The following is a 13,016-nucleotide window of genomic DNA, read 5'->3' as shown; positions in this document are numbered from 1 at the left end:
TATCAATTGGCGTGGTTCCAGCTTTGATAGATATATGTGGTTTTTAGCCGTGAAAATTGGATTCATAGCTCCGTCCATGATGTTGCAACGCCAGTAGGTACGATAATTATATCTGCTATTAGTGTAATTGTTGGTTTTCATCTTCTTCTTTCTTTTTTATCTTATGATATTAATAATTATCCTCAAGAAGCTGTAACTCCAACACTGGTTGACACGAACAAAGATAAAATTGGTTAATTAAACTCGTAAAATTTAACGTAGGATAATTTATGAACAAAATTAAAATTCTTTCGGTTTTTGGTACTCGGCCAGAAGCCATTAAAATGGCACCCGTTGTCGAGCATTTAAAGAATGATTCCCGGTTTGATAGTAAAGTTTGCGTGACTGGTCAGCACCGTCAAATGCTTGACCAGGTATTGAATCTATTTAATATTAAACCAGACTTTGACCTCAATATTATGAGGCCTGGGCAAGACTTAACTGATGTAACAACATCCATATTGTTAGGCCTACGAACAGTTTTTGAGGAATTTAAGCCTGACTATGTATTAGTTCACGGTGATACCGCGACCACACTCTCAACGACTATTGCTAGTTACTATCAACAGATTAAAGTCGGACATGTCGAAGCAGGATTACGCACTGGCAATATCTACTCACCTTGGCCAGAAGAAGGAAATCGTAAAATTACAGGTGCATTAGCAAGTTTAAACTTTGCGCCTACTCAAACTTCTGCCGATAATCTGCTTCGGGAAAATATTTCTCCAGATTCTATAATTATTACAGGCAATACGGTTATCGATGCTTTGTTCATGGTTAAACAAAAGTTATCCGATAGTCCTGAGCTTACAAAAGAAGTATCAAAAACCTTTGAATTTATTAATTCAGAAAGAAAGATTGTTTTAATTACTGGCCATCGTCGCGAAAGTTTTGGCGGTGGATTTGAACGGATCTGTAATGCAATTCTCAAGTTATCGAAAAAATTTACAGACGTCGATTTTGTGTACCCCGTACACATGAACCCCAATGTTCGCAGTGTTGTTAACAATACGTTAGTGGGCCAAAATAACGTCTATCTCATCGAGCCTCAGGATTACCTGCCATTTATTCATCTAATGGACTCAGCGTATATCATTTTGACGGATTCAGGAGGTATCCAGGAAGAAGCTCCTTCATTAGGAAAACCTGTATTAGTCATGCGTGATACTACGGAACGTCCTGAAGCGGTCTCAGCAGGAACAGTCAAACTGGTTGGTACGGACGAAAATAAGATATTTAACGAAGTCGCATTACTGCTGGAAAACAATGATGCTTATAATGATATGAGTTATGCTCATAATCCATATGGCGACGGAATGGCATCAGCACGAATTGCTGATGCTATAGCCGAATCATTGAAGGGTTAATTCGATAAGTGGTAAATAAAGTAACTCATTAAATACCACCGGAAGTGTCTCGAAAAGAGCTTCCGGTTGTTAAATGCCCCTTTATGAATTGCTTTTATATTTGGTAGGTAAGTGACTTGCATTTTCATTTTATTTGCACGTCTGCAAATATCGACATCTTCAAAATACATAAAATATTTTGGATCAAACCCGCTCAATTTCTGATAGACTGCCTTTTTAAAGAGCAAAAATGATCCAGCTGCCCAATCCACTTTTTTGGGTTTATTGATTGCTGATTTATCGTATGCATCTGAACGGTGATCTTTGCTAAGAAGACCTTTCAATGGCCCCGTCAACTTTGGAAATCTTCTCACCGACATCTCTGGCTTAAGATAATTTTCGTCATAGAAGAGATTAATTGTGAAGATGTCTGATTCACTATTTATTATCTCTTCGCGTAATTTAGCCATTTCTGAAGTTTCGATTATTACGTCAGGGTTGATAACCAGGAAGTAGTCATCTTCATTAATCTTCTCTTCGCGCACGAGATAATTAAAAATGTAGTTGTTATTTTCTCCAAAGCCAAGCCCATAGTTTTCGTCAAGTAGTAAGATATTATTTTTAACTGAAAACTCTTTTAATAGCGTTGTCGCAGGGGTATTGGATTTTATTACAATAAAATTGTCTTTTGCGAGATTTGGTAGTGTGGCATTGTTGACGATCAACTGGTCATGGTTGTGATTAATGATGCTTAAAAATATCATACTCAGTTTTGCCATTGGCCGTTTTTAGGTTGCTATTCTGTAGATGTTACTTTCCTATGTCTGTATTGGCAACTGCATTTGACAACTTGCTAAAAAATAAGCAATTGGTGTGTGCCTATCTTACTAATCACTGGTACTCTCCAATCAATTTTGCTCGCCTGGCGCGATGATTTAATCGGTTAGCTTGCCATGAGTTCGTTTTTTAAACAGATTGCATACTAGACTCTGACATTTACGTCTTATTTATAAGACATTCGCAGGTTATCCTTTACTAACCCCTGCATATCTCATTTTTAGTATCAATTCCTTCATTGATATCTCCCTGAAATATCCATTATCACTGTAGGTGCTTATCTTATCTTGCTGAGCGCACGATTTTCCCGTCGATATAACCGTGCTTGATGTTATAAACTATGATTTTACCCCTGTGGACATGTTTCGCAGGGTATCCACACCTGACAGGAGTATGTAATGTCCAAGCAACAGATCGGCGTTGTAGGTATGGCAGTAATGGGCCGTAACTTGGCTCTTAACATTGAGAGCCGCGGTTACACTGTTTCTATCTTCAACCGTTCACGCGAAAAGACTGATGAAGTTATCGCTGAAAGTCAGGGCAAGAAACTTGCTCCATTTTACACCGTTGAAGAGTTCGTTGAATCGCTGGAAAAACCACGCCGTATTCTGCTGATGGTGCAGGCTGGTGAGGCAACTGATAAAACTATCGCTTCTCTGACTCCTCACCTCGACAAAGGTGACATCCTGATCGACGGCGGTAATACTTTCTACAAAGACACCATTCGTCGCAACAAAGAACTTTCAGATCAAGGCTTTAACTTCATCGGTACTGGCGTTTCCGGCGGTGAAGAGGGCGCACTGAAAGGTCCTTCCATCATGCCTGGTGGCCAGAAAGAAGCCTATGAACTGGTTGCGCCGATTCTGGATAAAATTGCCGCACGTGCAGAAGATGGCGAAGCTTGCGTTGCTTACATCGGTCCAAACGGTGCTGGTCATTATGTGAAGATGGTGCATAACGGCATCGAATACGGTGACATGCAGCTGATTGCTGAAGCCTATGCGCTGCTGAAAGGTGCGTTGGGTCTTAATAACGAAGAACTGGCTAAAACCTTTACTGACTGGAATAACGGTGAGCTGAGCAGCTACCTGATTGACATCACTAAAGATATCTTCACCAAGAAAGATGAAGATGGTAAGTATTTGGTTGATGTGATCCTGGACGAAGCCGCTAACAAAGGTACCGGTAAATGGACTAGCCAGAGCTCACTGGATCTCGGCGAGCCGCTGTCTTTGATTACCGAATCCGTGTTTGCACGTTACCTCTCTTCACTGAAATCTCAGCGTGTTGCTGCTTCTAAAGTACTGAGCGGTCCGCAGGCTAAAGCCTTTACCGGTGACAAAGCTGAGTTTGTTGAGAAAGTACGTCGCGCACTGTATCTGGGCAAAATCGTTTCATATGCTCAGGGCTTCTCTCAGTTGCGTGCTGCTTCAGAAGAGAATAGCTGGGATCTGCACTACGGTGAAATCGCGAAGATCTTCCGTGCTGGCTGCATCATCCGTGCTCAGTTCTTGCAGAAGATTACCGATGCTTACGCAAGCAATGCGGACATCGCAAACTTGTTGCTGGATCCATATTTCAAAAACATTGCTGACGAATACCAGCAGGCGCTGCGTGATGTTGTTTCTTACGCGATTCAGAACGGCATCCCGACTCCGACCTTCTCGGCAGCCATCGCCTATTACGACAGCTATCGTTCAGAAGTTCTGCCAGCAAACCTGATTCAGGCTCAGCGTGACTACTTCGGTGCGCATACTTACAAGCGCATTGATAAAGACGGTGTATTCCACACTGAGTGGCTCGACTAATAATTGTGAGGCTTCCTTCGGGAAGCCTCAATTTTTTACCCCACCAACAACTCTCCCTCTCTGCCCGCATTTTCCCCCGCCAACCTCACTACCAGCATTCCCGCCGTAGCAAACTTCATAAGATTTCGCGCATACAGCACCCCACCAAATTCTGCCACCAACGGTGTCACCTGGTCGGTAATCGGATCCACAATCTCCGCCACCACTTCACCCGGCTTGATCCACTCACCCAACTCACGGCGATTCAACAGCAATCCAGAATGCGGTGCATGGATATACTCACAACCTGCCAGCGGTGTCGCGGGATTGATCAGGGCAGGGGACTCACCTGTTTCACCCGCAATATAGCCGCCTTCAATCAACGCATTAATTATCGCATCCGCATCCTTCTCCGCCTGTTGCGGCGACACATCAGCAACCCCACGTAACTCCAGCGTCACTGGCAACAAACCACGAGGCATTGGATACTCACCACCAAATCGCTCAGCCAGTGTCAGCCACGGTTCACAGCAGGCCTCATCAAAGGGTTCGCCACCGGAGATTTGCGCCAGCAGTTGCACTTCACTGCCTAACCAACGCGCTAATGGTTCGATATCCTGCCATGCGTGCGGCGTGGTATACAGATGCGGCAATGCGTCCCAGTCGCAGTGCAGATCAATCATCAAATCTGCCTGACTGGCCATACGCATTAGCGTGAAGCGCTGCGCATCCAGTTCGGTACGAGCAATGCGATCGCGATAGTGGCGATCAATGGCATCACGGATCAGCCGTTTGTTCTCATATTCACTTTGCGTCAACGAACCGGCCAACTCTTCAGCCAGGGTATCGCCTAACGCCGGGAAACGGCGATTGAAATCCTGACCTGAAAGCGTATGGAATCGACCCAAATGGCTGCCGTGCCAGTGTTGACCCATCGCCAGCGGATTTGCCACCGGCACCAGCGTAATTTTGGATTTGAGCTGGCCGGCAGATTCCAGCGCCAGCAGCTTGTGTTTCAGATACCACGCCACCGCCATACCCGGCAGTTCATCACCGTGCAGTGCCGCCTGAATGTAGACGCGCTGCTGGGAATCGGTACCGAAATGAAAGCTGACGATTTCGCGCTGTGTACCGAGGGAAGCACTTAACAAGGGATGATGTTGTTGTTGCATGGCGAGGTCGATGTCCTGTATCTACGGCACGCTGAACGTCGTGCCTGATTAATTTTGATGACTGGAATTATAGTGCTGCTGTGAAAATGAGCGGGTATGAAGCCGCTAAATTTGCGCTCGCTCATGTTAGCAGCGCGAACAGGGCGGCCTGAAGACCGCCCCTGCATTGATTAATGCTGGATCGAAATGTCAGTGGCGAAGTACTTCTTCTGGATCTTGTCAAAAGTGCCGTTTTTCTTGATTTCAGCAAAGGCGTTATCCAGGGCTGTTTTCAGCTCTTCATCGCCTTTACGCAGACCAATCGCCGTACCTGGACCGATAATCGGATCTTCCACAATCGGGCCAGCCAGTTCGAAATCTTTGCCTTGCGGATGTTTCAGGAAGCCGTTAGCTGCCTGTGCTGCATCGGTGAACACCACATCCAGACGGCCAGAAATCAAATCACTTTCCACCTGCGCCTGATCGCCGTAAGGCACCACGTTTACACCGTGTGGCTGCCATTTTGCCAGCGCATAACGTTCCTGCACGGTTCCTTGCTCAACGCCAACCGTTTTGCCTTTCAGCGATTCAGCCGTTGGCAGCAGGCCAGAGCCTTTGCGCGCAATCAGCTGGGTGTGCGTATCGTAGAGCGGCACGGTGAAGTCAATCTGCTTCAGACGCTCTTCCGTGATCCCCATATCAGAGAGGATGGCATCGAACTTACGTGCTTTCAGCGCAGGGATCATGCCATCGAACTGGCTCTCCACCCAGACGCACTGGGTTTTCATCTGCTCGCACAGCGCATTGCCAAGGTCGATATCAAAACCAACCAGCTTGCCTTGTGGTGTTTTGGATTCAAAAGGAGGGTAAGTTGGATCTACAGCGAAACGTACCTGTTCAATCTTTGCCTGCGCGCCAAATGCGCAACCTGCCAGCACGGCCAGCGCCAGCGTTTGACGCAGGCGGGCAGTAAAACGAGAACTTGCCATAATAACGGTCTTCTTTTTTCGTGATGTGGAACAAAGCAGAGTACCGATCACTGTCCGCCATGGCAATTAGCAGATTATTTTCATCACGTTACCATTATGAATTGCACTGTAATCCGCCACATTCAGCACCACGGATTTTTCCAGCAGACCGGCATTAAAGGCAATTTCGTCGTAGCGTTCAAACAGCAGTGGGTCGACGACCAACTGTAGATCAGGATGGAAACTAAAAGGTGGAATGGCACCAAACACGCAGCCGGTTAACGCATCCACTTCAGCCGGAGAGGCTAATGAAGCACGACGACCGCCAACCGCTTCGGCCACTTTGCTCAAATCCGCCTGTTGGTCAGCCGGTAGAACCGCCAGCACATGCTGTTTGATGCCGTTGCCTTTGACATGGCACACCAATGCTTTGGCGCCTTGCCCCACTTCCGTCCCGCGAATCTCAGCAACAGCTTCACATTTTCCAGTCGCTGAATGCTCCATCACGCGATAACGCGCCTTGTGTTGGTCGAGTAGGGCGATCAGTTTTTCATGCGTGGTCACAGGGGTACCGTCCTTATAAAGCGCCATGGTTGAGCCGCGAAGTGCCAGGTGAAGAGGGTGATAAACGCGCGGGTGAGTTGCGACACGATTCACGCGTTAATTTGAGAAGCCTACTGCTGAAGCCAATAATGAGAAGCATACTGCTCAAAATCAGCCTTTGAAGCCAATTTTGAGCAGCTTATTGCACAATCTGTTACTTATGACGCGCACGCAGATTATTAATAATCGTGCTCAAATCCAACTCTTGATCCTGCAGCAGCACCATCAGGTGATACAGCAAGTCAGAGGCTTCGTTGGTCAGCTCATGACGGTCATTCACTGTGGCAGCCAGTGCGGTTTCCACACCTTCTTCACCCACTTTCTGTGCGATGCGCTTGGTGCCGCTGGCATACAGTTTCGCGGTGTAAGAACTCTCAGGATCGGCGCTCTTACGTGAAGCCAGCAGCTGCTCCAGCTGATACAGGAACGCCCAATCTGGCGCAGCCGGTGAGAAGCAACTTGATGTTCCGAGGTGGCAAGTTGGCCCAATCGGGTTTGCCAGCACCAGCAGGGTGTCGTTATCACAATCCGGCGTGATGCTCGCGACCTGCAGGAAGTGACCGGAGGTTTCCCCTTTGGTCCACAAGCGGTTTTTGGTGCGAGAGAAGAAAGTGACGTTGCCTTCCGCCAGCGTCTTTTGCAGCGCTTCCTCATTCATATAACCGTGCATCAGCACTTCGCCAGAAACGTTGTGCTGGACGATGACGGGCATCATGCCCGCGGTTTTGGCCCAATCCAGTTTGGCCAGTTGTTCTGCAGTTAACACGCGCGAATCTCCACACCGTTGTCGATCAGGAAGTTTTTCAACTCGCCAATATTGATAATTTGTTTGTGAAACACTGAAGCGGCCAGCGCACCATCGACGTTTGCCTGTTCAAAGGCTTCGAGGAAGTGCGGCATGGTGCCTGCTCCGCCAGAAGCGATGAGGGGCACTTTACACACGTCACGGACTTTCTTCAGCTGCACCAGATCGTAGCCATTACGTACGCCATCCTGGTTCATCATGTTCAGCACGATTTCGCCCGCGCCCAGCTTCTGCACTTCCTGCACCCAATCCAGGGTTTCCCAGGTGGTGACACGGGTACGTGACTCATCGCCGGTATACTGGTTGACGTGATACTTGCCAGTGGCTTCATCAAACCAGGTATCAATACCCACCACGATGCACTGCACGCCAAAGCGATCCGCCAGACGCGTGATCAAAGTTGGGTCAGCCAGCGCCGGGGAGTTGATGGAGATCTTATCCGCACCGAACTGCAGAATGCGCGCGGCATCCTCCTCACTCTTGATACCGCCCGCCACGCAGAACGGAATATCAATCACTTCTGCGACGCGTGACACCCAGCTTTTATCCACCACGCGGCCATCGGAAGAGGCGGTGATATCATAGAACACCAGTTCGTCAGCGCCTTCCTGCGCATAGCGCTGCGCCAGAGGCACGATATCGCCAATAATTTCGTGGTTGCGGAACTGCACGCCTTTCACCACTTGTCCGTCACGGACATCGAGACAAGGAATTATCCGTTTTGCCAGCATGCAATCGCCTCCGCTACGGTGAATTTATCTTCCAGTAAAGCACGACCGACAATCACGCCCTGTGCGCCACTGCCACGTAAGGCAGCGATGTCATCTAGCGATCCAATGCCGCCGGAACTCTGAAACGCGATGTCGGGGAAGGCATCAGACACTTCTTTATACAGCGCCACGTTGGAACCACTTAAGGTGCCATCGCGGGAGATATCGGTGCACAGCACGTGCTTCAGGCCAACCGGCTGATACCAGCCGATCACTTCTTCCAGTGTTACGCCAGCCGCTTCCTGCCAGCCACTGATCGCCACTTCTTTACGATTATTGGCGTCAATGCGCACATCCAGCGCCAGTACGATGGCATCGGCGCCGAACTCGTTGAACCAGCTTTTCACTTCCTCTGGCTGCTTCACTGCCGTGGAGCCCACCACCACGCGGGTCGCGCCGGCCGCCAGCAAGGCTGCAACGTCTTCACGATTGCGGATGCCGCCGCCGACCTGCACCGGTACATTCACGCCGCGCAGCAGGGTAGTCAGCAGAGGGATCTGGCGTTTAGCCGGATCTTTGGCGCCAGTGAGATCCACCAGGTGCAGCACTTCCGCGCCCTGACGTTCGTAATCCTGCAGGCGCGGCAGCGGATCGCTACCGTAGTCGCGCTGCTGGCCGTAGTCGCCCTGATGCAGACGCACCACTTTGCCGTCGATTAAATCTAATGCCGGGATAATCATCACATCTCCAGGAAGTTTTTCAGCAACTGTGCGCCTGCTTTGCCAGAACGCTCCGGGTGGAACTGCACGCCGAAGAAATTATCTTTCTGCAACGCAGCGGTGAACGGATGGCCATAATCGCACTGGGCGATGGTGGTAGCATTCACTGGCATGGCGTAGCTGTGCACAAAGTAGAAGTAGCTGCCGTCCGGGATATTACGGAACAGGTGGTTGCCAGCTTGCGAAGTGATCTGGTTCCAGCCCATGTGCGGCAAGGGCAAACCCTGGGTATCCATCAGCGAAACGGGTTCATCCACCAGACCCAGCGTGGTCACGCCGCCGTTCTCATCGCTCCCACGACCCAGCAGCTGCATACCAAGACAAATGCCGAGCACCGGTTGGGTACAGGCTTTGATCAGATCGATCAGGTCACGCTCTTGCAGCTGATTCATGGCGGCTTGGGCGGTGCCCACGCCCGGCAGCAACAGCTTATCGGCGCGCAGCACCACATCCGGATCGCGGCTCACCTCGGGCGTATAGCCGAGGCGCTCAATTGCCCACTTCACGGAGGAAAGGTTGGCGCACCCGGTATCGAGAATCACCACGTTCATCACAGCACTCCTTTCGAACTCGGCAGGGTGTTGCCATCCACGCGAATTGCCTGGCGCAAGGTGCGGCCAAAGGCTTTGAACAGGCTTTCCACACGATGATGGTCGTTCTTACCTTTGGTTTTCAGGTGCAGGGTGCTCATCATGGCGTAGGAGAGGGAGCTGAAGAAGTGCTCAACCATCTCGGTGCTGAGATCGCCGACACGCTGGTAGCTGAACTCGGCTTTAAATTCGATGTGTGGACGACCAGAGATATCCAGTGCGCAGCGCGCCAGGCACTCGTCCATCGGCAGCACGAAGCCGAAACGGCCGATGCCTCGCTTGTCGCCCAGCGCTTTCAGCAGCGCTTCACCCAGCGCCAGACCGGTATCTTCCACGGTGTGGTGATCGTCAATATAGAGATCGCCTTTCACGTCGATGTTCATGCGGAAGCCGCCGTGTACGGCAATCTGATCCAGCATGTGATCAAAGAAGCCGACACCGGTGTTGATCTTGCTGCCGCCTTCGCGGTCCAGCCACACTTCCACTTTGATCTGCGTCTCTTTGGTGTTGCGTTGCACCAGCGCGTGGCGGTCACGCTTTGTCAGGCGTGCCTGGATCGCGTCCCAGTCAATACCTTCCGCACCGTAACGCAGGCCCTGAATGCCCATGTTCTCAGCCAGCTGGATATCGGTCAGGCGATCGCCAATCACGTAGCTGTTTGCGGTATCCAATGCGCCTTGTGCCAGCCAAGCTTCCACCATTTTGGTTTTCGGCTTGCGGCAATCACAGTTATCTTCTGGCTTGTGCGGACAGATCAGGATGTCGCTGAAGTTCACACCCTGTGAAGTCAGGATCTGCATCATCAGGTTATGTGGGCCATCAAAATCAGCCTGTGGGAAGCTGTCGGTGCCCAGACCATCCTGATTGGTGATCATCACCAGCTGATAGCCGGCATTTTGCAGGGCCAGCAGCGCAGGGATGGCGTTCTTTTCAAACGCCAGCTTCTCCATGCGATCTACCTGAAAATCCGTTGGCGGCTCAGAGATGATGGTACCGTCGCGGTCGATAAAAAGGGTCTTCTGACTCATGCTTGCTCCACTGATAAGGCTTGCAGCGCGGCGATCAGGCGCTCGCACTCTTCACGGGTGCCGATGGAGATGCGCAGGCATCCCGCAAGGCCGGGGTTTTTGTTTTGGTCGCGCAGAATAATGCCTTGATCCCACAGCGTTTTAAACACTTTTGGCGAATCAGTGAAACGCGCCAGAATATAGTTGGTTTCGCTCGGGAACACCTGCTGCACCACGCTCAACTGTGGCAGCTGTTCAAACAGCCAGGCGCGATTGGCGTTGAGTTCCGCCACGTGCTGACGCATCAGTGCAATGCCTTCTTCGCTCAGCGCCTGTCCCGCCACATCAGCAACCGGGGTCGCCAGCGGGTAAGGAGCGATCACTTTCATCAACAGGTCGATCACTGGCTTGTTGGCCAGCGTAAAGCCACAGCGCAGGCCAGCCAGCGCAAAGGCTTTTGACAACGTGCGCAGGATCACCAGATGTGGATATTCTTTCAACCAACCCGCGAGAGTCGCTTCCGGGCAGAACTCAATATAGGCTTCATCGGCGACCAGCAGTGCTTTACCGGCGGTCATCTCCAGCAGTTTGCGGATATCATCTTGATTGATCAGGTTGCCGGTCGGATTGTTCGGGCTGCACATGTAGACCACTTTCACGCCGTCTAACTGGTCCGCAATCGCCGGCAGGTTCAGCTGCCAGTCATCCAGCGCTGCCACGGTGCGATACTCAATGCCGATGGTTTCCGCGCTCACGCTGTACATGCCATAAGTCGGCGGACAGAACAGAATCGCATCCTTGCCCGGCTCACAGAAGGCACGCATTAACAGCTCAATGCCTTCATCAGCGCCACGGCTGACAATCACTTGCTCCGGCGATAAACCGGCATAAGCCGCATAGCGCTCAATCACCATCTTCGGCTGGCATTCCGGATAGCGGTTCAGCGTTTGCTGAGACAGCTCAAAGGGCACCGGAAGCGGGAATTCGTTGGCATTCAGCCACACATCACCGTTCCCCCCCAAACGACGCGCAGATTGATATGGCGTCAACGCGCGCACATTGGCGCGGGCTAAATCTTCAATGCTCATGCTTGCTCCTTCAGCGCGGCAACACGCAGGGTAACGGCGTTCTTGTGGGCTTCCAGCTGCTCAGCGGCGGCTAAGGTTTCAATGGTGGCAGCCAGATTGAGGAAGCCTTGCGGCGTCAGTTCTTGCACCGTCATACGCTTCTGGAAATCGGCTAATCCCAGGCTGGAACAGGTTGCGGTATAACCGTAAGTCGGCAGCACATGGTTGGTGCCGGAAGCGTAATCACCTGCCGATTCCGGTGACCAGTCGCCCAGGAAAACGGAACCCGCACTGGTGATCGTATCCACCAGATCGCGTGGCTGGCGCGTCTGAATAATCAGGTGCTCAGGACCGTACAGGTTGGAAATTTCCACACACTGCGCCAGATCGCGCAGCACGATCAGACGGCTGCTCTCCAGCGCCTGACGCGCCGTGGTAGCACGTGGCAACTGCGCGAGCTGTTCTTCCACCGCCTGAGCCACGCCTTCAGCCAGTTTCAGCGAAGGGGTCAGCAAGATGACCTGTGAATCCGGGCCGTGTTCTGCTTGTGATAGCAGATCAGAAGCGACAAATGCCGGAGTGGCACCTTCATCAGCAATCACCAAAACTTCTGATGGGCCAGCAGGCATATCAATCGCAGCACCATCCAAACGCTGGCTCACCTGGCGTTTAGCTTCGGTGACGTAGGCGTTGCCTGGGCCAAAGATCTTGTCGACTTTCGGCACGGTTTCAGTGCCGAAAGCCAGCGCAGCAATCGCTTGTGCGCCACCAACCTGAAACACTTCTTTCACGCCGCACAGTTGCGCGGCATAGAGAATTTCGTCGGCAATCGGCGGGGGAGAACAGAGCACCACACGACCACAACCGGCGATACGTGCTGGGGTTGCCAGCATCAAGACCGTAGAGAACAGCGGGGCAGATCCGCCAGGAATATACAACCCAACCGATTGCACCGGACGGGTGATCTGCTGGCAGCGCACGCCAGGCTGCGTCTCGATATCCACCGCGGGCAGAATCTGCGCGTTATGGAAAGTTTCGATATTACCGACAGCCACTGCCATCGCCTGCTTCAGCGTATCGCTCAAGCGATCGCTGGCGGCTTGCATCTCTTCTGGCGTGACGCGCAGGTTTTCCACCTGCGCCTTGTCGAAGCGCGCGCTGAACTCGCGCAGCGCATCATCGCCTTGTTCTTTTACTTGCGTCAGCACATCGCGCACGATTTCGCTGATGCTCGCCGAAGCAGAAATTGCCGGGCGCATCAGCAGCGCTTGCTGCTGTTGTTCATCACACTGTTGCCAGTCAATCGGGGTCATGATTGTGCTCATGC

At 51.3% G+C, this 13,016-nt stretch carries 13 protein-coding genes; 2 read left to right on the top strand and 11 right to left on the bottom strand.

What is annotated here, in order from left to right:
* Positions 1 to 278 precede the first annotated feature (278 nt).
* On the top strand, positions 279 to 1,406 hold the full coding sequence (wecB, locus tag ACCW76_RS06700) for a non-hydrolyzing UDP-N-acetylglucosamine 2-epimerase (protein ID WP_436338221.1): 1,128 nt from the start codon (positions 279 to 281) through the stop codon (positions 1,404 to 1,406).
* Here the strand turns inward: wecB and ACCW76_RS06695 are convergent.
* Entirely contained in the window at positions 1,403 to 2,164 is a 762-nt protein-coding gene (locus tag ACCW76_RS06695) for a glycosyltransferase (RefSeq protein WP_436338093.1), read from the bottom strand. The genes wecB and ACCW76_RS06695 overlap by 4 nt on opposite strands.
* 456 nt (positions 2,165 to 2,620) lie before the next feature.
* Here ACCW76_RS06695 and gndA point away from each other — a divergent pair, with 456 nt between their 5' ends.
* Positions 2,621 to 4,030 carry an NADP-dependent phosphogluconate dehydrogenase gene (gndA, locus tag ACCW76_RS06690; protein ID WP_436338092.1) on the top strand — a complete coding sequence of 470 codons (1,410 nt, stop codon included), beginning with the start codon at positions 2,621 to 2,623 and terminating at the stop codon, positions 4,028 to 4,030.
* Positions 4,031 to 4,065: 35 nt separating this feature from the next.
* Here the strand turns inward: gndA and ACCW76_RS06685 are convergent, their stop codons facing one another.
* The 10 genes from ACCW76_RS06685 to hisD all read right to left on the bottom strand — a co-directional run bounded on the left by ACCW76_RS06685 (position 4,066) and on the right by hisD (position 13,014).
* On the bottom strand, positions 4,066 to 5,181 hold the full coding sequence (locus ACCW76_RS06685; protein ID WP_200680227.1) for a succinylglutamate desuccinylase/aspartoacylase family protein: 1,116 nt from the start codon (positions 5,179 to 5,181) through the stop codon (positions 4,066 to 4,068).
* Between the two features lie 170 nt (positions 5,182 to 5,351).
* A complete protein-coding gene (locus ACCW76_RS06680; protein ID WP_436338091.1) occupies positions 5,352 to 6,149 on the bottom strand; it encodes an ABC transporter substrate-binding protein in 798 nt (265 codons plus the stop codon).
* Between the two features lie 66 nt (positions 6,150 to 6,215).
* Positions 6,216 to 6,719: a YbaK/prolyl-tRNA synthetase associated domain-containing protein gene (locus ACCW76_RS06675; RefSeq protein ID WP_436338090.1), complete on the bottom strand. Its 504-nt coding sequence runs from the start codon at positions 6,717 to 6,719 to the stop codon at positions 6,216 to 6,218.
* A gap of 166 nt (positions 6,720 to 6,885) precedes the next feature.
* Positions 6,886 to 7,497, bottom strand: coding sequence for a bifunctional phosphoribosyl-AMP cyclohydrolase/phosphoribosyl-ATP diphosphatase HisIE (gene hisIE, locus ACCW76_RS06670; RefSeq protein ID WP_034824749.1), 612 nt, complete (start codon positions 7,495 to 7,497; stop codon positions 6,886 to 6,888).
* On the bottom strand, positions 7,491 to 8,267 hold the full coding sequence (hisF, locus tag ACCW76_RS06665; protein ID WP_034824747.1) for an imidazole glycerol phosphate synthase subunit HisF: 777 nt from the start codon (positions 8,265 to 8,267) through the stop codon (positions 7,491 to 7,493). The genes hisIE and hisF overlap by 7 nt, the downstream gene beginning before the upstream one ends.
* Entirely contained in the window at positions 8,249 to 8,986 is a 738-nt protein-coding gene (gene hisA / locus ACCW76_RS06660; protein ID WP_045815223.1) for a 1-(5-phosphoribosyl)-5-[(5-phosphoribosylamino)methylideneamino]imidazole-4-carboxamide isomerase, read from the bottom strand. Before hisA ends, hisF begins: the two co-directional genes overlap by 19 nt.
* On the bottom strand, positions 8,986 to 9,576 hold the full coding sequence (gene hisH, locus ACCW76_RS06655) for an imidazole glycerol phosphate synthase subunit HisH (RefSeq protein WP_045815222.1): 591 nt from the start codon (positions 9,574 to 9,576) through the stop codon (positions 8,986 to 8,988). Before hisH ends, hisA begins: the two co-directional genes overlap by 1 nt.
* Positions 9,576 to 10,643 (bottom strand): bifunctional histidinol-phosphatase/imidazoleglycerol-phosphate dehydratase HisB, encoded by a 1,068-nt coding sequence (hisB, locus tag ACCW76_RS06650; RefSeq protein WP_097116671.1) that lies wholly within the window; start codon positions 10,641 to 10,643, stop codon positions 9,576 to 9,578. Before hisB ends, hisH begins: the two co-directional genes overlap by 1 nt.
* Positions 10,640 to 11,710 carry a histidinol-phosphate transaminase gene (gene hisC, locus ACCW76_RS06645; protein ID WP_045832300.1) on the bottom strand — a complete coding sequence of 357 codons (1,071 nt, stop codon included), beginning with the start codon at positions 11,708 to 11,710 and terminating at the stop codon, positions 10,640 to 10,642. The genes hisB and hisC overlap by 4 nt, the downstream gene beginning before the upstream one ends.
* On the bottom strand, positions 11,707 to 13,014 hold the full coding sequence (hisD, locus tag ACCW76_RS06640; RefSeq protein ID WP_436338089.1) for a histidinol dehydrogenase: 1,308 nt from the start codon (positions 13,012 to 13,014) through the stop codon (positions 11,707 to 11,709). Before hisD ends, hisC begins: the two co-directional genes overlap by 4 nt.
* Positions 13,015 to 13,016: the final 2 nt, after the last annotated feature.

The organism is Pantoea sp. C8B4, from assembly GCF_051336905.1.
Classification (GTDB): domain Bacteria; phylum Pseudomonadota; class Gammaproteobacteria; order Enterobacterales; family Enterobacteriaceae; genus Pantoea; species Pantoea rwandensis_B.
This window is presented reverse-complemented; position numbering and strand designations above follow the sequence as displayed.

What these genes read in the sequence shown, in the direction of transcription:
- ACCW76_RS06695 (WP_436338093.1), bottom strand. Translation starts at nt 2,164, where the DNA reads ATGGCAAAACTGAGTATGATATTTTTAAGCATCATTAATCACAACCAT.
- gndA (WP_436338092.1), top strand. Translation starts at nt 2,621, where the DNA reads ATGTCCAAGCAACAGATCGGCGTTGTAGGTATGGCAGTAATGGGCCGT.
- ACCW76_RS06685 (WP_200680227.1), bottom strand. Translation starts at nt 5,181, where the DNA reads ATGCAACAACAACATCATCCCTTGTTAAGTGCTTCCCTCGGTACACAG.
- ACCW76_RS06680 (WP_436338091.1), bottom strand. Translation starts at nt 6,149, where the DNA reads ATGGCAAGTTCTCGTTTTACTGCCCGCCTGCGTCAAACGCTGGCGCTG.
- ACCW76_RS06675 (WP_436338090.1), bottom strand. Translation starts at nt 6,719, where the DNA reads ATGGCGCTTTATAAGGACGGTACCCCTGTGACCACGCATGAAAAACTG.
- hisF (WP_034824747.1), bottom strand. Translation starts at nt 8,267, where the DNA reads ATGCTGGCAAAACGGATAATTCCTTGTCTCGATGTCCGTGACGGACAA.
- hisA (WP_045815223.1), bottom strand. Translation starts at nt 8,986, where the DNA reads ATGATTATCCCGGCATTAGATTTAATCGACGGCAAAGTGGTGCGTCTG.
- hisH (WP_045815222.1), bottom strand. Translation starts at nt 9,576, where the DNA reads ATGAACGTGGTGATTCTCGATACCGGGTGCGCCAACCTTTCCTCCGTG.
- hisB (WP_097116671.1), bottom strand. Translation starts at nt 10,643, where the DNA reads ATGAGTCAGAAGACCCTTTTTATCGACCGCGACGGTACCATCATCTCT.
- hisC (WP_045832300.1), bottom strand. Translation starts at nt 11,710, where the DNA reads ATGAGCATTGAAGATTTAGCCCGCGCCAATGTGCGCGCGTTGACGCCA.
- hisD (WP_436338089.1), bottom strand. Translation starts at nt 13,014, where the DNA reads ATGAGCACAATCATGACCCCGATTGACTGGCAACAGTGTGATGAACAA.